At 45.8% G+C, this 21,644-nt stretch carries 15 protein-coding genes; 6 read left to right on the top strand and 9 right to left on the bottom strand.

The genetic code is table 11. The features are described from left to right. Positions 1-355: 355 nt before the first annotated feature. Complete coding sequence (locus QZ938_RS08225) at positions 356-1,108, bottom strand: Uma2 family endonuclease (RefSeq protein ID WP_293154456.1); 753 nt, start codon at positions 1,106-1,108, stop codon at positions 356-358. Between the two features lie 333 nt (positions 1,109-1,441). On the opposite strand from QZ938_RS08225, the gene QZ938_RS08230 reads away from it, so the two are divergent. Further along, positions 1,442-2,101 (top strand): HAD family hydrolase, encoded by a 660-nt coding sequence (locus tag QZ938_RS08230; RefSeq protein WP_293350663.1) that lies wholly within the window; start codon positions 1,442-1,444, stop codon positions 2,099-2,101. A gap of 612 nt (positions 2,102-2,713) precedes the next feature. Further along, positions 2,714-6,058, top strand: coding sequence for a PAS domain S-box protein (locus QZ938_RS08235; RefSeq protein WP_293350666.1), 3,345 nt, complete (start codon positions 2,714-2,716; stop codon positions 6,056-6,058). 462 nt (positions 6,059-6,520) lie between these two features. Here the strand turns inward: QZ938_RS08235 and QZ938_RS08240 are convergent, their stop codons facing one another. Together QZ938_RS08240 and QZ938_RS08245 are read right to left on the bottom strand one after the other, a co-directional pair. Next, positions 6,521-6,748, bottom strand: coding sequence for a hypothetical protein (locus QZ938_RS08240; RefSeq protein ID WP_293350671.1), 228 nt, complete (start codon positions 6,746-6,748; stop codon positions 6,521-6,523). 20 nt (positions 6,749-6,768) lie between these two features. Beyond that, the gene (locus tag QZ938_RS08245; protein ID WP_293350676.1) at positions 6,769-7,011 is read right to left on the bottom strand and encodes a hypothetical protein; all 243 of its coding nucleotides are present in this window, start codon (positions 7,009-7,011) and stop codon (positions 6,769-6,771) included. Positions 7,012-7,205: 194 nt separating this feature from the next. Between QZ938_RS08245 and QZ938_RS08250 the strand changes: the two genes are divergently transcribed. Further along, positions 7,206-7,937 carry a sucrose-phosphate phosphatase gene (locus tag QZ938_RS08250; RefSeq protein ID WP_293154444.1) on the top strand — a complete coding sequence of 244 codons (732 nt, stop codon included), beginning with the start codon at positions 7,206-7,208 and terminating at the stop codon, positions 7,935-7,937. A gap of 202 nt (positions 7,938-8,139) precedes the next feature. Then, a complete protein-coding gene (locus QZ938_RS08255) occupies positions 8,140-8,493 on the top strand; it encodes a DUF6464 family protein (protein WP_293350681.1) in 354 nt (117 codons plus the stop codon). An 86-nt stretch (positions 8,494-8,579) separates the two neighbouring features. On the opposite strand, the gene QZ938_RS08260 is transcribed toward QZ938_RS08255, so the two are convergent. The 6 genes from QZ938_RS08260 to tkt form a co-directional block, all read right to left on the bottom strand. Beyond that, complete coding sequence (locus QZ938_RS08260) at positions 8,580-8,933, bottom strand: hypothetical protein (protein ID WP_293154438.1); 354 nt, start codon at positions 8,931-8,933, stop codon at positions 8,580-8,582. Between the two features lie 76 nt (positions 8,934-9,009). After that, the gene (locus QZ938_RS08265; protein ID WP_293350684.1) at positions 9,010-9,411 is read right to left on the bottom strand and encodes a DUF1830 domain-containing protein; all 402 of its coding nucleotides are present in this window, start codon (positions 9,409-9,411) and stop codon (positions 9,010-9,012) included. Between the two features lie 947 nt (positions 9,412-10,358). Next, positions 10,359-10,745 (bottom strand): response regulator, encoded by a 387-nt coding sequence (locus QZ938_RS08270; RefSeq protein ID WP_293154432.1) that lies wholly within the window; start codon positions 10,743-10,745, stop codon positions 10,359-10,361. A 1,100-nt stretch (positions 10,746-11,845) separates the two neighbouring features. Then, on the bottom strand, positions 11,846-15,301 hold the full coding sequence (locus tag QZ938_RS08275; RefSeq protein ID WP_293154429.1) for a PAS domain S-box protein: 3,456 nt from the start codon (positions 15,299-15,301) through the stop codon (positions 11,846-11,848). 726 nt (positions 15,302-16,027) lie between these two features. Next, positions 16,028-16,732, bottom strand: coding sequence for a transposase DNA-binding-containing protein (locus QZ938_RS08280; protein WP_293154514.1), 705 nt, complete (start codon positions 16,730-16,732; stop codon positions 16,028-16,030). 594 nt (positions 16,733-17,326) lie between these two features. Next, positions 17,327-19,342, bottom strand: coding sequence for a transketolase (gene tkt, locus QZ938_RS08285; protein ID WP_293350687.1), 2,016 nt, complete (start codon positions 19,340-19,342; stop codon positions 17,327-17,329). A 27-nt stretch (positions 19,343-19,369) separates the two neighbouring features. Here tkt and QZ938_RS08290 point away from each other — a divergent pair, with 27 nt between their 5' ends. Both QZ938_RS08290 and lysS read left to right on the top strand, forming a co-directional pair. After that, entirely contained in the window at positions 19,370-19,570 is a 201-nt protein-coding gene (locus QZ938_RS08290) for a hypothetical protein (protein ID WP_293154423.1), read from the top strand. Between the two features lie 367 nt (positions 19,571-19,937). Continuing rightward, the gene (gene lysS, locus QZ938_RS08295; protein WP_293154420.1) at positions 19,938-21,491 is read left to right on the top strand and encodes a lysine--tRNA ligase; all 1,554 of its coding nucleotides are present in this window, start codon (positions 19,938-19,940) and stop codon (positions 21,489-21,491) included. The last annotated feature ends 153 nt before the right edge of the window (positions 21,492-21,644 follow it).

Raw genomic sequence — 21,644 nt, forward strand, 5'->3', positions numbered from 1 at the left:
AATCAAAAAAAATAATTTAATAAACCCGCCCTCTTGATTCTAGCAATTGCGATCGGTGCTTGAAATCAAGCAAACAAAAAATGTTTGTAGTAAGGACTTTAGTCCTTGATGCTCTGCTCTTAAGGACTGAAGTCCTGACTGCAAACCGGAGTTAATTTCACACCCGAAGATTGGAAATGATTTAGAATTGCCATATAGCAATCCTAAATGATTGATGAAGATTTGTAGGGGTAGTGCCCCCGTGCCTACCCCTTATCTATCCGGGGAACCAGGGTCTTTAAGAACCCTACAAAAATTATGCAAATGATTTAGGACTGCTATAGCTGTCAACTGTCAACTGTCAACTGTCAACTGATTATCTGCCTTCTAACTCTCGCAAACGCGCTTCCAAAGCTTGAATTCGCAACTCAGCTTCTATGCGCCTTTGTCGTTCTTTTTCTGCCTGTTCCTCCGCCGCCAACAGCAAAGTCCCCAAGTCATCCCACCAGCGCAGCCAAGGCAGTTCTACGCCCTGATAAACTCCTTGCCAAATGCCTAATTCTACTCCTATTTGTGCGATCGGGTAATGTCCGCGATTATTTGGTGCGGCTAACTCGAAGCGGTCTTCGACTAAATGATAGACTTCAACTTGGGCTTTTTTAACTTCATAAATCGCGTAAAAAGCAGGTCTAATAATCCGCTCGTAAATCCAGAACTTCCCCTTTCTGGGAGTCTTATCTCTTTCTTCGCTTCCATCTCCAGAAACAAATTCTAGTATAATTAACGGCGGTATTAATTCTTTCCACATCACATAGGAACGCCGCATATTTCCGTCGAGAGTTGGCGGCACGTCGGGGACGTAAAACCAATCTGGTGCTTCGGCTCCTTTTTCGGGCGGTTCTGGGGGTTGCGCTACTCGCCAATAAATACCTGAATCTTGACCGATGCAGTATTGTCCGTCGGGATGAATTTGGTCTAAAATGGGTCGAACAGATGTTGTTAGCAGGATGCTTTGAGGAAGTTCTTGAAAGTTTTTCACAAAAGTACCGTCGGAGTCGGGTAATTGAGTGTGGTCGGGAAATTCTGTAAAATCTGTTACTAGAAGTTCGGTTTTTTCGGTGACACTCATATTGACCTCTTGAATGTTGAAAGATTATCGGCATTCACTTAAATTCGGCAGGATTGGTAATCGGTAATTGGGAAAAATGTAATTGCCAGCACACATTACTTAATTGAGTAATAGTATACTGGTTTATTGGGTGCATCTCAACTTTGAAGCCTGAAGAAGCATGACCGCATATAAGTTATTAGTTATAATCTCATATTCACTGCGGTCATGCTTCGCCCCGGAGCGATATATTTCCCAAACTCCCGATGCAACCCGTTTATTGTTATTTATAGATTGACAATTCTATTGTATCATCGTTTTCAGCCTCATGTTGCTATCTAGGGAATTTTGAATATGAGTCAGTACAAGTTAATTATTTTCGACTTCGACGGCACTTTGGCAATTACTCATAGAGCCATTATATCTTGCATTACTAAAACTTTTGAAAGTTTTGGTAACATACCGCCTGAGGCAGAGATAATTCAAGCGACGATCGGCATTAATTTACCAAATACTTTCAAAATCCTCCATCCGGCGATCGAGGAAAGCGCAATTCCGGAATGGGTTGAAACTTACCGCTCTTATTATCGGACGGAAGGTGAAAAGCAGCTTGATTTATTTCCCGGGACAAAGCAAGTATTGCAGGTAGCAAGTAAGTCAGAATTGAGTCTGGGAGTTTTCAGCAACAAACACGTTAATTTTGTTAATTTGTTCCTGGAAAAGTTGAGAATTAACGGTTTTTTTGATTTAATTTTAGGTGATGACGGACAAATTATTCAAAAGCCAAATCCGAGTGTTTTCCACTCGATAATTAAACCGCTGTTCCCGGATTTGGATAACAGTCAAATGTTAATGGTTGGCGATACAGCGGTTGATTTGCTGTTTGCTAAAAATGCTGGGATAGATGTTTGTTGGGCGGCTTACGGATATGGCGATCGCGCTGAGTGTCTCGCCCTAGCACCGACTTTTGCGATCGATGATATTTCGGAACTGGCTGCGATCGTTCAAAATTAATCTTGACTCGGTTTTTTTGAGAATAGTTTGGATCGTTTAACAACTAAAAAAAATTTAATTAAAAATATTTCACTAGAGCCGGAGTCTCTATTTTGGATCTAGAGGTAAAACTTTATTGCCGGCAGCAGTAAGCCGACTAAACGCTGTTAATTAATATTAGTTTTAAAAATGAATGCAACTGTAGGTAAACTCCCAACTGCGAGATTCATCAGCAAGTCCCAATCTAAAGTCTAAAATCTCAAATGGTATAAACTATACCAGAGATAGAGAAGGCGCGACAACAACTATTATAAGTTAACGGGTAAGAGTCTTTTGAATGCAAAAAGTACAAGGTAGAAGGCAAGAAAAACCCGGCACACTGATTTATTGTTGGTATAATTTAATGCATAAATTTTGGAGAATGACTTTGTAACTTCGACATATAGCGGATCTAGCTCTCATATTCGCGGACGTTGTTGGGAAGAGAACCCTATACATTTAAGCGGTTATGTAAGCTGTCAGTCATACCTCATCTTTTTGAGAAAGGCTATATAAGAAAATAGGAAATTTTTGTTAATATTGCAGGGTATGCTGCCGATCGCGATCGATAATAAACTCAATCTATAAAAACTTATGCAGATCGATATAAGTATTCCTTTTGACAATCTATCGCCGAATCGTACCGGCCCCAATGCACCGAATTTAATAGAAGAAGTATGGAGGCTGTACGATCGCGCCCTGGCAGCTACCAGCAACGGTATCGCGATCGCGGACGCTACGCTGCCGGACAACCCAATCGTCTACTGCAACCCAGCCTTCGAGAAGATTACAGGCTACGATCGCAGCGAAATCATCGGACACAACTGCCGTTTCCTGCAAGGCCCCGATACCGATCGCGCAGCCCTCGATCGCATCCGCGCAGCCCTGCGAGAACAACACGACTGCAAAGTAGTTCTCAAAAACTACCGCAAAGACGGCACCCCCTTCTGGAACGAACTCACCATCTCACCGGTGCGCGATAGCAGCGGCACCGTTACCCACTTCATCGGCGTCCAAGCTGAGATCACCGATCGCATTCAAGCAGAAGAATCTCTCAAACAAGCCGAGGCAAAATACCGCAGCATCTTTGAAAACGCCACCGAAGGCATATTTCAAATCACCCCAGACGGGCGCTACCTCAGCGCCAACCCGGCACTCGCCCGCATCTACGGCTACGACTCCCCAGCAGAACTGATCGCAAAATGTTCGGCAACAAACCTTTATGTCGATCGCACCCGCCGCGCTCAATTCGTCGCTACTATTACCAAAAAAGGCTCCCTGAAAGAGTTTGAGTCCTGCATACTCCGCCGGGACGGCAGCACTACCTGGATCTCGGAAAACGTGCGCGAAGTTGAGGGCGAAAATGGCGAACTCCTTTACTACGAAGGAACCGTCGCCGAAATCGCCGATCGCAAGCGCGCTGAAGCAGCCCTGCGCGATCGAGAATATTGGCTGAAAACCGCGATCGATGCCGTACCCGACGCCCTCAACCTCACAGACAGCGAGGGGCGCTGGCTGATTGCTAACGACTGCGCCCTCCAACTTTTGGGCTGGGAAACCTCCGACTACCAGGGCAAAACTACCGCCGAACTTGCTGCTACTGCCGATCCGAGAGTCAGAGAAATCCTGCTAACTTGGCAAGAAACCGAGGAAACTACCTGGGAAGCGGGTACTCTGACTTGCACCCGCCAAGTTGTCTCCTTACCTACAGGCGGCAGCAATTGGTTTGAAGTGCGGAAAGTGCCTCTGTTTAACCCCGACGGTTCCCGTAAAGGCATGGCAGTGGCGGGGCGGGACATTACTCAGGAAGTCGAAGCAGAGGCAGCTTTGCGGGACAGCGAACAGCGGTTTCGGGCAATTTTTGAACGCGCTGCGATCGGCATGACAGTGGCTACCCTCGAAGGCGTGGCGATCGCGACTAATCCGGCATTTCAAGCTATGCTGGGGCGATCGGAAGCCCAACTGCGCGGCGCCGGCATCGACGACTGGGCGCATCCGGAAGACGCAAAGTCCGATCGCCACTTGCGCCAACAGTTGGCCTCAGGATCGCGCGAAGCTTACCAAATCGAGAAGCGCTACCTCCGCCCAGACGGCAGCATCAGGTGGGGACGCCTCAGCGCCTCTGTCATCCACAGCAGTCTCAAAACGCCACAGTTTATTTTGGAAATGGTAGAGGATATTACCGATCGCAAACTTGCCGAATCAGCTTTACTGCAAAATGAAGCTAAGTGGCGATCGCTAATTCTCAACAGTTCCGACATCATAACCATTCTCGACGCCTGCGGTCGCATTGTTTACGAAAGCCCTTCTGTAGAAACAGTCTTGGACTACGAACCAGAGGAACTCATCGGTCAAATTGCCCTCGATTTCATTCACCCTGATGACCTGCCCTCGGCGATTTCCGACGGCGAAAAACTGCTCGCAAATCCCGGCGATCCGATCGCCCTTAAAGGTCGGTTCCGGCGCCCTGACGGTTCTTGGTGTTTTCTCGAAGGAGTCGGCATCAACTTGCTAGCAGACCCCGCTGTGAACGGAATTGCGATCAACTCTCGCGACATGACGGCGCGCAGACAAGCAGAGTACCGCCTCAGCAAAATCAACGAGTGCTTTTTGGGATTCACCACCGACGCCGCCGACAACATTCAGCGCCTGACATCCTTAGCCGGCGAGCTTTTGGGCGGCAGCAGCGCCATCTACAGCCACGTCGGTGGGGGGCTGCTGCGCGCGATCGCGACTTGGCAAGCGCCGCCCGATTACCCAGAGGTCGATCGCGCCGAAGGCCATGTCTGCACCGATGTCTGCCACCAATCCAGCGATCGGGCTGTGGTCATTCCTGACTTGCAGAACACTATCTACGCCCAAATCGATCCCGCTGTCATCCGCTACCAACTCAAAAGCTATCTGGGACAAGCAGTCAGGCTGGGAGAGAATTACGTAGGTGTGGTGTGCGTAATCTACACCGAGTCGATCGCACCCACAGAAGCCGACTGCAAGCTGATCGGAATTATCGCTGGGGCGATCGGAGTTGAGGAAGAACGGGCTGCTGCTGCCGATCGCGATCGACAAAAATCCCAGGAATTGCAAGCAGCTTTGCGCGAATTGCAACAAACTCAAATGCAGTTAGTCCAAACCGAAAAAATGTCTTCCCTCGGACAAGTGCTAGCAGGAATTGCCCACGAAATTAACAACCCAGTTGGCTTTGTCGCCGGCAACCTCTGCCACGTCCGCGGCTACGTTCTCGACTTGCTAGACATCGTGCAGATGTATCGAGAAGAATTGCCGAATCCCCCAGCCAAAATTCAGAAACAAGCTGAAGATATAGACTTAGAATTTTTAGCAGAAGACCTGCCAAAGTTGCTAAATTCGATGCACACAGGATGCGATCGAATTGTAGAAATCATTCAAACCCTCCGCAATTTTTCCCGGGCAGACGAAGCTAAATTCAAGCCTGCCGACCTTCACGAAGGTTTAGAAAGTACCTTGTTAATGTTGAACAGCAGGCTGAAAGCCAAGGCACACTGGCAGGGGATTGAAGTGATTAAAGAATACGGAGAACTGCCAAAAATACCATGCCATCCCGGACAACTCAATCAGGTATTTATGAATATCTTGGCAAATGCAATCGACGCTTTAGAAGAAAGCAGCAGCCCAGCCACAAATACCCCCAATTCAAGTTTTCCAACAATCACCATCAAAACAGAAATGATTGATAACAATAGAATTTGTATTCGCATCTCAGACAACGGCCCGGGAATTCCCCAAGATAATATCATGCGTTTATTTGACCCATTTTTTACCACAAAACCCGTAGGTAAAGGCACAGGTTTGGGCTTGTCAATTTCGCATCAAATTGTGGTTGAAAAACACAAAGGTAAATTGCAGTGCCTCTCGGAACCGGGGAAAGGCACTGAATTTATCATCGAACTTCCAATCAAATAAGCTCGTATCTTCCACTTTGTACAATTGTCGCTCTAAATACCAAGCAAAAAAAATTCTTGCTACAACAAACACAAACTTTAGACCAAGTGAAATGGAGAGTTGTTTTATCAAATATTTTCGCGCTTTGCGTCGCTCGATTTTCGATCTTTTTTTGATACGATATTTCTGCGACGCAGCCTACAGATACTAATCATATCATGTCCGATCGATTACCATAACAAAAAAGGTTTGTAGTGCGGACTTCAGTCCGCAGCATTTTACGGACTGATATCAAATCCGCCCTTCATCGTCCTGTATTAATCTCTCTCTTCTCTTCCTTTGCGTCCTTTGCGCCTTCGCGGTTAAATCATTCCGATGCAACCGGAAACGATATGAAGTCCGCACTACGAGAAAAAATGGTTTGTAGTGCGGTTAATCCAGCGAACACCATATCAGTCATTCCCAAATCTAAAATCTCAAATCCTATGACTTCTGTCGCGTCTTGTTGTATACTAAGGAGATCAGAGGTGTCAGTCTGGCTGCTAATGTTGGCACTGTACCGACTTCAGTAGCTTTTTCAGACTGAGGAAAGTTTGCAATTTCTAACTCATTTGGGGGCAATTCACGAATTGCCCCCCTTACTTTTGGGGCTGTTGCTGCGATCGCCCTTTGCTGTATCTTGTCATAAAGCTCGATCGACAATTCAATCAATCAATCAATCAATCAATCAATCAATCCGCCAGCCTTCTCCCCGATAGCTGCGACACTTCCACCTCAACCCCTACCCGCGTTTTCTCGCTACAGACTCCCGCAGCTAAAAGATGAGGTACTAATGGGCATTGGGCATAGGGCATTGGGCATTGGGCATTGGGCATTGGGCATAGGGCATTGGGCACTGGGCATTGGGCATCGCTGCACTGGGCATTGGGCATTGGGCATTGGGCATTGGGCATTGGGCATTGGGCATTGGGCATATCTCACTTTTTTGAGAACCGCTATAATTTTATTCTGATAATTAAGGAATTACCAGAAAGAATTGGTTGAAAGCCCCAACCCCGATCGGGAAAAATTAAAATCAGACTATTGATTACTCCAATCCTCTTCCTTCCTTTGTCAACAGTCAACAGTCAACAGTCAACAGTCAACAGTCAACTGAACAATTATCAAAATGAAATTCTTATTAGTGACAGATTTAGACAACACATTAGTCGGAGATGACGAAGCAACTCAACTTTTAAACCAGCACTTGCAATCAAAGCGATCGCAAATTTGTTTAGTTTACGCTACCGGGCGTTCCCATGCTTCAACCTGCGAGTTAATTTCCCAAAAGCAACTGCTAGCCCCCGACTATACGATCGCAGGTGTAGGCAGCGAGATTTACCAAAATGCTACCCTCGATTTAGATTGGGCGGAATATATTTCTCAAAACTGGGATAAAATTGCGATCGCCTCTTTAGCTCAACAGTTTAAGCAGCTTAAACCCCAATCCCTAACAGAACAAAATCCTTGGAAAATCAGTTATTGTCTGGAACCCGAAGCAGACAACAGCTCGATTCTCCAGGAATTGCAGCAAAAATTAACTACATCGGGACTAGCAGCTCAAATCATTTTTAGCAGCAATCGCGATCTAGATATCTTACCAAAAACTAGCAATAAAGGCAATGCCCTAACTTATTTACAACAGCACCTCCAAATTCCATCGGACGCAACATTAGTTTGCGGCGATTCTGGCAATGATATTAGTATGTTTGAACAGGATGTTCGGGGAATAATCGTTGCTAACGCTATGTCAGAACTCTTAGCATGGCATCGCAAATATGGCACAACAAATCATTATTTAGCTGGCTCTGCTTGCGCTGGGGGAATCATGGAAGGAATGAATTATTTTTGGGGATTTTGATTTCATAAAATGCCGTTAAAGGTTCGATCGTTCGGACTTCAGTCCTCATAAAATCAGAGGACTGAAGTCCGAACGATCGAACCAAACCGATCGCACCCCAAGTCCCCCAAACCCTTAAAATTGAGTTGAGAATCTCCACCGCCTCTCGATCGAACCTGCGATTGCGATACCATCAGCTTGTACTCGCTTGCCGCACCGCCACATGGAACAAAATACTTTACCCGTAGAGGTGATTCTCTCTCACCCCCGCCAATCCCTAGGGAGCATTCGGCTAGATTGGACGCCGCAACCGGGGAACTATCTGGATTTAGAGGGAAAAACCTACGCTGTCTTGGAACGCCACCACCGCTATCAACTCAAATTCGGGCGCTACCAACTGCAAAAAATTGCCTTGTACGTACAGTCTGCCACACCGCCGATGGAAAGAACATTTGTCAGCGGCATCTGGGTTATCGGAGTTGCTAGCTGCCACTTTAACGCTCGATCGGAAATTCTGCGCTGTGCTGTCAACCCCAATGGCCCCTGCGAGGGCTGCCGCGATTACCAAAAGTGTTGAATGCAACCTCTGCGTACAGACAATTTTAGCTCGATCGGGCGATCGAGAGTGCCGAGGCTCTCGGCATCTCCCTCAATTGCCACAAACTATCTAAACCAACTAGCAACTCTAGAATCGAATTTAACTTCTTCCCAAACGCGATAATCTACCTTCTGATAGGAATGCAGCAAGTCGCAAATGCCAGCATGAATCAAATTTTCTATCTGTAGCAACTGTTCTGAAGAACAGCGAACCTGAATTGTCTGGTTCGACACAGACTCGCCGGAGTCGATCGCAGTATATTTATTAGGAACTCTGCTCAGCACGTAAGCAATTAAATCCTGCCGCAAGCCCGAGTGTGAAAAAACCTGTTGGTGGGGATGGTTGGGATAAGATCCCAAGATAATTTCTACTTCCTCTGTGACTACGCCCAAGGTGATATTGACAAGATTTTTCTGCATTTTCCCAATTTCCCAAATACTACTGAACTTAGATATTTGTTGCCCCCGATCCAGTTCGTCTCATTTCTTCGGAACTTTAGCGCGCTAATACCGCATATTTTGCTTCCGGAATAACCCGATCGAACTCAGAACTTACCTCTTCTATAACCCGCAGCACGTAGCAGGGAATATTGTCCGATAAAATAGCACTTGCCACCGCGCCTGTATGAATTTCTAATACTGCTGTTCCCGCAGCTTCAAACATCATTTGCTGCCCCGGAAACATCACTCTTTCAAAGTACCAGTTAGGAATGTTTCCAATCCGTAAAACCTGAATTTGGTTAGTAGTATTGGCGTAATAGCACAAGATTTGGTTGTTACCTTGAGAAGATAGCTGATATGACATTTGAGAAATCTCCACACTCTTTAAAAAACTTACCAGAAAGAATTGGTTGAAAGCCTCTCCCTTTGAGGGAGAAATTAAAATCAGACTATTCATTACTCCAATCCTCTGACTTCTAGGTAGAGGTCGCTTTTAAACTGTCAACTGTCAACTGTCAACTGTCAACTGTCAACTGTTGAATCAGACTTCGCTTTGCCTATTCGTCGCAATTGCGAGTTTGGCTGTTGACAAAATGACCTTATTATTTTCTCGACGTTATTCGACAGCACGAATCACATCCTCAGTTATTAATTTATTTTTGATTGATTTTTCCTGCCAACACTTAGAATACTTGCACCGAAACCAGTTTTTTCCGGTTGAAAAACCCAGTTTGGTTAGTATGCAGTGCCTAACCCCTGATTGATTCAGGTTGGTTGTGTTGTCGCACTCCTCAATCAAAAGTACCGTCACTCACCAAACTCTCCTGACAACAGGTTCGTTTTTTGGCAGCCGGATGCTACTGAGAGTGCGACCTTCACTTGAAGAACCTGGGATAAACATTATCTAAAAAATATGAGGAAATTATGAAGATCGTCATTGTTTTAAATCAATATATTTTGCTCAAAGCATGGATTATAACACTTAGGCAGAAACCGGGTTTTTCCCTACCAACTTCGCTGTATTAGGGAGTATGGCTTAAACCATTTGGTCGATCGAGCAACAATCTGTAATTTATATAACACTAATATAAGTATAAATACGCAGAAAGCCGATCGACTTTACGGGCAACAAAAGACCCCGAGTCCCTGAGGTTATCTCTGAAACTTCTAGGGAATCAGGGTTGGAAGTAACCAATCACCGATCGATCTCAAAGCTAAATCAAAAAAATGAGGAAATTCTGAAAACACCCGGAAAACTCGGACTTTCCTGGACGCAGAAAGCCGGTTCACCAAGATAATTGCGATATTTTAGCAAGAGTCTTAATTAATTTGTCGGCCGAGGACACTTCGTTTGTTTGGCGTGCCGTTGAAACCGCCGAGTCTTGTCTTGCATTTTTCCCCAGCTTAAAGCAACGTTTCCCAACCCAGAATTCCGGCAACTTGCTGCGCCAAACTCAAAGGATCGAAAGGCTTGGCAATCACCCCTGCTACCCCCAAATCAGCAAACTCGTTCAAATCCATTGCCTGCACCTTAGCCGTCAGAAAAATCACCGGAATCTCTCGAGTAGTCGCATTTTTTTGCAGCAAACCAAACAAAGTAACTCCGTCCATATCGGGCATCATTACATCGAGTAGAATAGCATCAGGGACTTGAGTTTCAGCTAAAACCAATCCTTTGCTGGCCTCGGGCGAAATCAGCACTCTCCAGCCACCTAAATGTTCTAGACAAGCCTGAATCACGCTACAGAGGTTTTGTTCGTCATCGATTACCAGAATCTGCTTTGCTGACATAATTAAAACCCTTATTTTAAATAAATTGTGGTCAACCGAAACAGGACTTACGCAGTAACTGCTCAATAACCGCTGAAAAAGCCTGCGGAACCGCTGGTAAATTAGCAGAAAGTCACGCCCAAACGAGAGTGAAATCGTTGGATATCATTTAGATTCTCTAAAATTACCAGCGGTTATTGAGTAGTTACCTTACCCACACGAGATGCACCTACTTAAACCAAAAATTTAAAAATCTAAATATATCTCAATAGACTTGGGTTAGGAGTTGTCCGAAGATACGAACGCTATACGTGAACGCGATCTTTTATGAAATCAATCGAGCGTATCTATTTTTCATAGTTTTGACTTCCCGGCTCTCCGATCCCAAGTGTATTGAAATATACCTCTCCCCATTTGTGTCAACAACCTGGATAAAACCCTTTGTATATCTCGTTTATCAGCGAAGCAAGAACCCTATGGCATCCCCCTTAAGAAGGGGAACGAAAGAGAACAATCTTGTCCCCTCTTTTTAAGCTATGCGTTACTCACATCTTTCTTAACAAAGGCGAGAGCGATCGCTCGCTAAGCTATCAAACCCCATTCCTCGATCGACCATTTCTCAATCAACTCAAGTTTTTTTCAAGAAAGACAAGCGTCTTATTTTCAAGGTTTGTGGAATTAAATCAGCTTGAAACCCTTAGATAACAAGGCTTTCAAAATTGTTACAAAAAATGTGAGTAACGCCTAGCCGAATCGTTGCGGGAGTAGGGCGGTTGAACTGCGGGCGATCGAGACCTAATCTTCAAACATAATATCCTTGATAAATAAAACTTTAAATTGACACCAATTAACCCTCCCAAGCTCATACACTGGCTGTACATTACCAAGAACCAAGCAATGTCAAAACCGATTTCGCGTTGCGAGGAACCTTAGAGGATGTTTGAAAAGTCAAAGGTTGTCACAATTAACACCCGATCCCCCTCGCATCCCCCTTAAGAAGGGGGACTTTGAGCCGGATTCTGGTTCCCCCGGGAGGGGGCTAGGGGGATCGGGTGTTTTGATACCAACGCAAGGACTTGTCAAACACCCTCTTAGCAATCGCTTTTTCTTATGACAGCAATCTAACCTTTCCCCCCTTCGCCTTCCAACGGTGCAGGCACTGTGAAATAGAAACTCGTACCTTCAGAGACAACACTTTCGGCCCAAATTCTGCCGCCGTGCTGCTGCACGATGCTGCGACAGATAGCCAAACCCAAACCCGTACCTCCTTTTTGGCGGGAGTCAGAACCATCGACCTGTTGAAACCGTCCAAAGATAGTTTCTAATTTATCAGCAGGAATCCCCCTCCCTCGATCTTTGACTTCAAATAAAACCCGTGAAGCGTAGCTATCCCGTAGGGAATCGCCCAAATCTTCAACCCTGACAGTTACTGTACACCCCGGAGCCGAAAATTTAATCGCATTGCTCAACAAATTTACCAGCAGTTGCACAATCCTGTCCGGGTCAGCCCAAATTTGTGCCGACGAAGGCAAAATCGACAAATCAATCTTATTTTCAGCAGCCACAGACATCACAGCTTCCGCAGACTTCCGCATCAAAACCTGTGCATCGCACCACTGCTTAACAATGGTAACTTGGCTCGAATCGAGTCGCTCTAAATCGAGAATATCGTTGACCAAACGCACTAACCGTTCGGTATCGCTTGACGCAATTTCTAACATCTGTTTGGCAGTTTCCGGTCGATCTTTGAGCACCCCAGCCGCCAGCAAACCTAAAGAACCGCGAATTGAGGTCAGCGGCGTTCGCAGTTCGTGGCTGACAATGGAAATAAACTCATTTTTCATTTTTTCAATTGCCAGACTTTCTGTGATATCTGTGACTGTGCCGACGTGACCTATTAGTTGACATCGGTCGGCAAAAATCGGAGCTGTTTTTACCCGACCAAACCGGATGGTTCCGTCTGGCTGGATGTGGCGGAATTCGCAGGAAAATTCTTCATCTGGCGATCGCAATTCCGACCACTTAGACTGAATTAGTTTGATATCTTCGGGGTGAACAAACCGCATCCAGCCGTCTCCTAAAGCTTCTGCGGCTGTGAAGCCAGCAATTGCTTGACAGCGCGGATTTGTATAGGTACATTTCCCCTCAGCATCTATTTTGAAGATGCCGACAGGAGAACTCTCGCTCAGAGAACGAAATAAAGCTTCGCTTTCCCGCAGTTCTGTTTGAGAAATTTCTAGTTCTCTGGTGCGCTGCAAAACTCGCATTTCTAAGAGTTCGTTGAGCTGTTGGAGGGCGGCTTCAGCTTGTTTGCGATCGCTAATGTCGCGCTGCACTGCCACCCAATGGGTAAACCAACCAGTTTCATCTGCGATCGGCACAATGCTCAATTCTACCCAAAATTGCGTCCCGTCCTTGCGGTAATTGATCAAGTCAACCCGCACCGGCTGCCAGGTTTTCAAAGCTCTCCGAATGCGATCGAGACTTGCCCTATTTGTTTTTGCTCCTTGCAAGATGCGCGGCGTTTTGCCCACAACTTCTTCTAGCGTATAGCCAGTCATCCGCGTGAAAGCTGGGTTGACATACAGAATTCGCGGGCCCGGTTCGTCAATCGGTTCAGCTTCGGTAATTAACACCGCGTCGTTAGTCGTGGTGATGACTGATTCCAACAAACGCAACTGTAATTCTTTAGCTTTGCGATCGCTAATTTCTGTAACTGTGCCCACCATCCGCACAGCTTCGCCCGTTTCGCTATAAAAAAACTTACCTTTCCCCTCCATCCAGTGAATGCTGCCGTCGGGCCAAATCACGCGGTGTTCGTGACAAAAATCCGATCGCTCCGCGAGGGCCTGATTCCTAGCATTCTCCAAAGCTTTTAAATCTTCCGGGTGAATGCAAGCTGCAAAACTTTGATCTGTTCCGCCAAAAGTTCCAGGCGCCAATCCAAACAACTCTTCATGTTCCCTCGACCAAACCATGCGATTTTTCTGTATGTCCCAGTCCCAAAATCCGATTTTGGTAGCCGACAAAGCTAAGTTGAGCTGCTGGTTGATTTTCCGCAACTCAATGCTAGCAATAGCAACTCGCAGTTCTCGGGCAATTTCGATTTCGCAAGGCTGCCAAGGCAAAGATTTTGACCTCACAGTTTCTTGCCACAACTCAAAGGAAGTGCGAGGAGACATCAATGGGGTGCCATCTGGTTTAAATTCAATTGGCCAATCTGGTTTGCCTGCCCAGTTGACAGTTTGAATTGCTTCGGGACGGAACCACAAAATGTAATAATTTTCAATCTCAGACATGGCAAGCACCAGCAAACCGCCAGCGACTTCTTTCAATTTTTCGGCAGGCGGATACAGTTTTGATAGACAATCTGTATAAAAAACATCATTTTTATTTATTTTGGTTTTTATCCAATCAATTAAGTTTTCGATTTCTCCCAGTTTCGGGGTTTTTCCGATTGCGATCAAATTTTCCTTGGCACACACAACCCCACCGGTAGCGCCCACTAAGGCCAGCAATTCATCTGGGGATTTAAGTAAACCTTCTACAAAGGAGTTTTCTTGAGAAATTTCCCTGAGAAATTTATGGCAAATTTCTTTTAAATTAATTGCATAGTCCCAGTCTTCGCTATCTTGTTTGTAGCTGAGTTCTAGATTCACAAACTTTGCTACCAGTTCGCAAGCCGTTCTGGTTTCGTAGTTGATATACTTTGGTGTTCGGTGGTGACAGGCGATCAATCCCCAGAGTTTTCGATCTTTGATTAATGTCACGGTCATGCTAGCGCCAATGTTCATATTCTTGAGATATTGAACGTGGCAAGGCGAAACTGTTCTCAACAAAGAAAATGCCAGATCCAGGGGGCGCCCCGTCAGCGGATTGCACTCAGGAATTAGTTCTACAGCCTGATAGTGAAGATCGGGAATAAACCGAATTAAATTCATGGTGAACTGCTTTCTAGCCTGCGGGGGAATATCGGCAGCCGGATAGTGCATTCCCAATAAAGAAGCCAAATTTTCTGCTTTATCTTCGGCGACGACTTTTCCCGCACCTGTGGCATCAAATTGATAGACGATCGCCCGATCGAACCCAATCATCCTCCGCACCTCTTCTACCACTGTCTGACACAGCAATTGCAGGTTTGGCGTGTTGTGGATTTTGTCGATCGGCTTTTGGACTAAATGATAAGAATTGAAATAATTGCTCGCTTTTGGGGAAACAACCTGCTCTAGTTCAAAAATTAATACCGAACTTAATTGATACAGCGTCCCATGAAAAAAAGACTTGCGGTTTTGAATTTTGAATGATAAGCTGATATCGTTAGTTTGATTGCTGTTTTCGCATAAAGCTTTTTGAATCGCCTTAATTTCCTCAGTCTCGACAAATCCATGTAAAAACTTGCCCAAAAGTTCTTGCGGGTAAATGCCGATCGCCTTAAAAGTATTATTGCTAACTTGCAAAATCTTCAAAACAGTAGATTCCACCACCAACAGGATGCCGTGAGGTTGAATCGAAGCCGGAGCGTAAATTAATTCGCAGTCGCTGTCATCGCGATCGCCTGTCTCTGACGTTAATACCATTACTTTCTTTTGATTGTGAACATTTATCTAAATTAGCCTGTGTTCTGAAATGACCGGGCAAACATCCCTCGACGCCACCGCGTCCGAATCCTAGAATTTAATAATTAATTCCAAGTTTTGGCGAAAGCTTACCAGAAAGAATTGGTTGAAAGCCCGCCCGCCTTTGAGGGAGAAATTAAAATCAGACTATTCATTACTCCAATCCTCTGACTGAAGCGTAGAGGTCGCTCTCCTTCTGTCAACTGTCAACTGTCAACTGTCAACTGTTGAACGGCGTTTCGGACGCCCGCTGCATAATTAGGTGTCAACAATCGCCTAAAAACTTTTGTATCTATCGTTTACCGTTGAGGCCTGAACCCCCTCGCATCCCCCGAGGATGGGGGAGTAGAGGGGTTGACGAAAGAGAAGACTCTTATCCCCCTGACAGTCCTATGCTTTATAAACATCTTTCTTAACAAGAAAGTTGACAAAAGTAACTACTGGTGTAAGAGCTATTGGGGAGATAAATTCTGATCGAATACGAATTCTGGTGCAAAGAATGTTCATTGATGTCTCCCTCTTTCAATAAGTTCGCTCAAGTGCTCTCGGGAAAAACCCCGAGATCGCATTTTGGACAAATAGCAATCTAAGGTTTTTCTGCCATTGGTGGCGGTTTGCCAAAATTATCACTTACGTCATCAACACAATTTGTCATCACAGCTATTTTCACCCTGGCAAAATACCAATTCAAGTTGTTTTAAGTTGATTAAATAGCAGCCAACCCATCATAATATCATCCAATCTTCTCAATCCACGCCACAAGGTCTTAACTCCCGGAAAACCATCATGTTTTCTTCCCAAAAAACCTCCCAATTTAGCAATCCAACCAACCGCTTCTCCTAAAGTTGGCGGGTAAGAATGAGGATAACTTTTGTGATGATTTTTGGCATAAAGAGCCTGCCATTCCGGAGGTAATAACATAATTTCACAACTGACATTAGTCTCGCTACGAGCTAGATAAGTAATATAAAGTAAACGCCACGCTACAATTTGGTCGATAATGCCTAATGGTAGCCCCTCTGTTGTTGCTGCCTCCTTTGAATGTACTTTCAATCCATGAGCATATTTATTATCAAGATATCCGACTCCTTTGACTGCTTCATGCGTAGTATAATTTAATTCCGTTGTATCCTGTATTGCTAAGATAATTTGATAATTTTTAATTCTTGAAAGCGTCGCATCTATGTGTCCTTTCCTAAGCTGAGCTGGTTTGATATATGGTGAATCCCAGAAATCGTAAGTAGTCTTAGTTTCTGCCCACGTTCCACTAGCTTCTGGGACGCTAGATTCTGGTTTATTGCTCAAATTAGAAACAATTTTCATGAATCTATTTGTCCTTCTTGCGTCTCCCAATTCAGTTTTTTCTAATTCTTGTCTTACCCATTGATTGATCATTTTAACCTCATTCCTGGGCGATCGCCCGTTCGTTTAACAGCACAGATGTTGATTTTTGTCAACTTTATTGTTAAGAAAGATGTTTATAAAGCATAGCTTCTTAAGGGGGGGTTAGGGGGGATCTAGGCCTAATGGTCAAATAGTAGATCGGCAGTATATTTAACGTTAAGTTGACACTAATGGGTAATGGGGAATGGAAATTTAACCCAATCACTTATAACTTATCTCAAATTTCTGAAATATACAGAAGACCGGGTGAATGGAATTCGCACGCCAAACAAACACTCACGCGCCGGGAGCGGGTTGAAGTTTTATCTTCTCCTTCTTCTTTCTTCTCTCGCGACGATAACTCAAGCCTTATTCTATACAATCCGTTACATCCCGTACATTGCTCGTTGCCGAACTTTCTTTACCTAATAAAAAAAGGGGCGAGCCAGAAGCCCGCCCCACCCAAAATTATGCTGCTGCTATTTATTAGCCTAACAGCTTAGCCTAACAGCTTAGCCTAACAGCTTAGCCTAACAGCTTAGCCTAACAGCTTAGCCTAACAGCTTAGCCTAACAGCTTAGCCTAACAGCTTAGCCTAACAGCTTAGCCTAACAGCGCCTTAGCCTTAGCTACGACATTATCAACGGTGTAGCCAAACTTTTCTAGAGCAACGGGGCCTGGTGCAGAAGCGCCGAAAGTATCGATGCTGATGCTGTCGCCTTCGGAACCCAAATAACGTCCCCAGCCGAAGCTAGAAGCAGCTTCAACTGCTAACCGTTTGGTAACAGCTTTTGGTAGTACAGATTCGCGGTAAGTGGCATCTTGCAAGTCGAACAATTCCCAGCAAGGCATCGAAACGACGCGGACTTTATTACCTGCGGCGCGCAATTTTTCAGCGGCATCAACGCAGAGGTATGTTTCGCCACCGGTGCCGATTAAAATGATGTCGGGAGTGCCGCCGTCGTCGGACAAAGTGTAAGCACCTTTGGCTGTTCCTTCGATGGAGCTTCCGGCCAAATTGGGCAAGTTTTGACGAGACAAAGCCATTAATGTGGGGCGTTTGGGGCTTTCAACTGCCACTTTGTAAGCACCGGATGTTTCGTTTCCATCCGCAGGGCGCATCACCAACAAATTGGGGATGGCGCGCAGGGAAGCGATGGTTTCGACTGGTTGGTGAGTGGGGCCGTCTTCGCCCAAGGCTACGGAGTCGTGAGTCATGACATAGATGACACCAGCTTCGGAGAGTGCGGAGAGGCGAATTGCGCCGCGCATATAGTCGGCAAATACTAAGAATGTGGCGCAGTAAGGTATTAAGCCACCGTGGAGGAGCATACCATTGGCGATCGCGCCCATGGCGTGTTCCCGCACACCAAAGCGCAGGTTCCGTCCTTCGTATTGACCTTTTTGGAAATCTTTTTCACCCTTGAGCAAAGTCATGTTAGAAGATGCCAAGTCAGCGGAACCACCGATCAATTCAGGTAGGACAGCAGCCAAAGCATTCAAACATTTTCCAGAATGATTCCGGCTGGAATCTGCCTTATCTTCCGGCTTGTAAGTCGGGAGAACTTTATCCCAACCTTCGGGAAGTTGGCCAGCAACGGTGCGCTCATATTCCGCTGCTTCAGCAGGATATGCTGCTTTATAAGCTGCAAAAGCTTCATTCCATTCTTGCTCAGCAGAAGCTCCACGTTCTACTGCTTTGCGGAAGTGTGACAAAGCATCAGCAGGAATTTCAAATGGTGCGTATTCCCATTTCAAGAAATCGCGAGTTGCTTTCACTTCATCGGTACCCAAAGCAGCACCGTGAGAACTGTAAGAATTGCGCTTGTTGGGAGAACCGTAACCAATGATTGTGCGAACTTTAATCATGGACGGTTTGTCCGTGACTTTTTTGGCTTCTTCAATAGCTTTGTGAACTGCTTCTAAATTAGTATCATTGTCTAGAGCAGTATTGTCTACTGTAATAACGTGCCAGTTGTAAGCTTCAAAACGCTTGCCGACATCTTCAGTAAAAGCCAAGGCGGTGTCGCCTTCAATGGAAATGTGATTGTCATCGTACAAGGCAATTAATTTGCCGAGTCCGAGGTGTCCAGCCAAGGAACAAGCTTCGCCGGAAATGCCTTCCATGTGGCAGCCATCACCCATGATGACGTAGGTGTAGTGGTCAACAATGGTGTTACCGGGCTTGTTAAACTTAGCAGCGAGGTGAGCTTCTGCCATTGCCAAACCGACGGCGTTAGCAATGCCTTGTCCCAGAGGGCCTGTAGTAACTTCTACGCCTTCGGTGACAAAGTTTTCTGGGTGTCCGGGGGTTTTGGATTCCCACTGACGGAATTGCTTGATGTCGTCGAGGCTGACGCTATCGTAGCCGGTCAAGTGCATGAGGGCGTACTGTAGCATACAGCCGTGGCCGGCCGAGAGGACGAAGCGATCGCGATTGAACCACTTGGGGTTTTTGGGGTTGAACCGCATAAACCGATCCCACAGCACGAAGGCCATAGGCGCAGCGCCCATCGGCAGTCCAGGGTGTCCTGATTTTGCTTTTTCTACCGCATCGATGGCGAGAAAGCGGATAGAGTTGATGCAGAGTTCTTCGAGTGATTGAGTTGCAACAGCCATAATTCTGGTTTTTATATGTAAGAGAGTGTGTGTGGTCGCTTGTGGCAGAGGTGCGATGAGTCGAGTTCGATCGCCCGCGTCCCTGCTGTTCAGTTTCTGTGGAACTGCCGTGAGGCTGCACTACATATCATCTCACCACTTGCGATCGACAGACAACTTAATTTTTTAAGGTTTCGCCCGCTTTGGCAGTTGACAGTTGGCAGTTGGCAGTTGACAGTTGACAGTTGACAGTTGACAGTTGGCAGTTATGTGTGGGAATCAAACCGTTTATCTGTAAGGAGTTGAGTTTTTATTTGTGACATTATTTAAGTCTGCGCCGGATGTGGCGGTTGCGATCGCAGATGTTAGTCAACAGTTAAGGCACGCCTGACGATCGCAAGTGTATCTTAAGTTGTTTGAAAAATTCATCCCTGTTGCGCGGTTATGATAAAGTCTAGTGTTTCTCACATTTTGCAGCTTGGTCAGGAACAGGCAAGATGCTTGTCCCTTAAGAAGTGAATTTTCTGGTGGGGTTGGCAGGCGAGCCCGCCCGGAGCACCAGCACGAGAATAGTGCAAGATGTAAGATATTGGTAATTTTAACCAGGCAATAAGTAATGACTCTGAGTGAAGCCGAAGTCCGCAGTCAAAAAGTAGACGAACTGCGATCGCAAGGCATAGAACCGTATCCTAGCCAATCCTACGCGCGATCGCACACAGCCCAACAAGTTCGCGAAATATTTAGTCAGCCGGGAAAAGAACTCGCCAATGGAGAAAGCGATCCCGAAGAAATTTCCCTGCGATTAGCAGGCCGGATTATTTCCAAGCGAGACAGCGGCAAAATTGGTTTCATCGATTTAAAAGACGCCACAGACAAAATTCAACTCAAAATCGAGAAAGCAATCGTCACCGGTGAAGTCGGTTTGAGCTTTGAACAAATTAAAAAATTGCTTGATATCGGCGATTTTGTCGGTGTCCAAGGCATCGCCTGCCGCACGCCCCGGGGAGAACTTTCTATTTTAGTGCGGGAATTCACGCTGTTATCAAAAGCTACCATTCAATTTCCCGACTCTTATTACGGCATTAACGACCCCGAAGTTTGCCGCCGCCACCGCGAAATGGATTTGGCTAGCAACCAAGATGCGCTCAACCGTTTCATGCAGCGCAGCCGCATCGTTCAAAGCATCCGTTCCTATCTCTGGAAAGCCAATTTTTACGAAATAGAAACACCGACACTGCAAGCTATTTACGGCGGTGCTGCTGCTAAGCCGTTCATGACGCACCACAATGCTTTGGAAGTGGATTTATATTTGCGAGTGGCACCGGAACTGTTCTTAAAAAGAGCTATTTGCGGCGGTTTTGAGCGAGTATTTGAACTCGGGAAAGCCTTTAGAAATGAGGGTATTGATAGCACTCACAATCCCGAGTTTACCTCCTTAGAAGTTTACCAAGCTTATGCAGATGTGTTCGACATTTTAACAGTTGTCGAAGATGTGATGTGTTTTGCGGCGGCGGCTGTTTTCGGGGATGTCTTGGAAATTGAAAATCAGGGAGAAAGCATCAGTTTAGAGCGCAAATTCGACTACAGCGACAAATATCCCGGTTTTAGCGGCAAACACTGGCAAGTGAAAACGATGGTGGAAGCTGTCAGAGACGAGTTTGGGCTGGATTTTGACAGTTTGGATCTCGAAAGTGCGATCGCAAATGCCAGCAAGCTAGAATTACATCTGTCCAAGTTAGAACAACAAAGTTTAGGCTACGTCTTGTACGCAGTTTTTGACAAATTAGTTGTTCCCAAACTAATTCAACCGACATTCATCATCGACTATCCCGTCGAAGTCAGTCCCTTAGCCAAAGGACACCGCAGCAAACCGGGATTTGTCGAACGTTTTGAGCTGTTTATTAATGGCACAGAATACTCGAATGGCTTCTCGGAATTAAACGATCCGAAGGAGCAAAGAAAGCGCTTTGAAGAACAGCTAGCGCAGAAAAATGCAGGCGACGACGAAGCGCATCCCATGGATGAAGACTTCATCCAAGCGCTATCTTTGGGAATGCCGAATTGCGCGGGAATGGGCATCGGCGTAGACAGATTGGTCATGCTTTTAACTAACACTCAAAGCATCCGAGATGCCGTAATGTTCCCGACAATGCGGCCGGTGAAAGATTAGTAAAATCCTGTAGGTAGTGTCTCGATTAATCAAGGTTATAGCCCTTCTCAAATAGGTAAGGTACGTTGTTGGGCTTCAGCCCTCTTAGTGGTTATATAAGCTGTCAGTCATACCTCATCTTTTAGAGAAAAGCTATAATTAGACTCGAAAGGC

The sequence above is a fragment of the Microcoleus sp. CAWBG27 genome (assembly GCF_020883145.1).
Taxonomy (GTDB): Bacteria; Cyanobacteriota; Cyanobacteriia; order Cyanobacteriales; family Microcoleaceae; genus Microcoleus.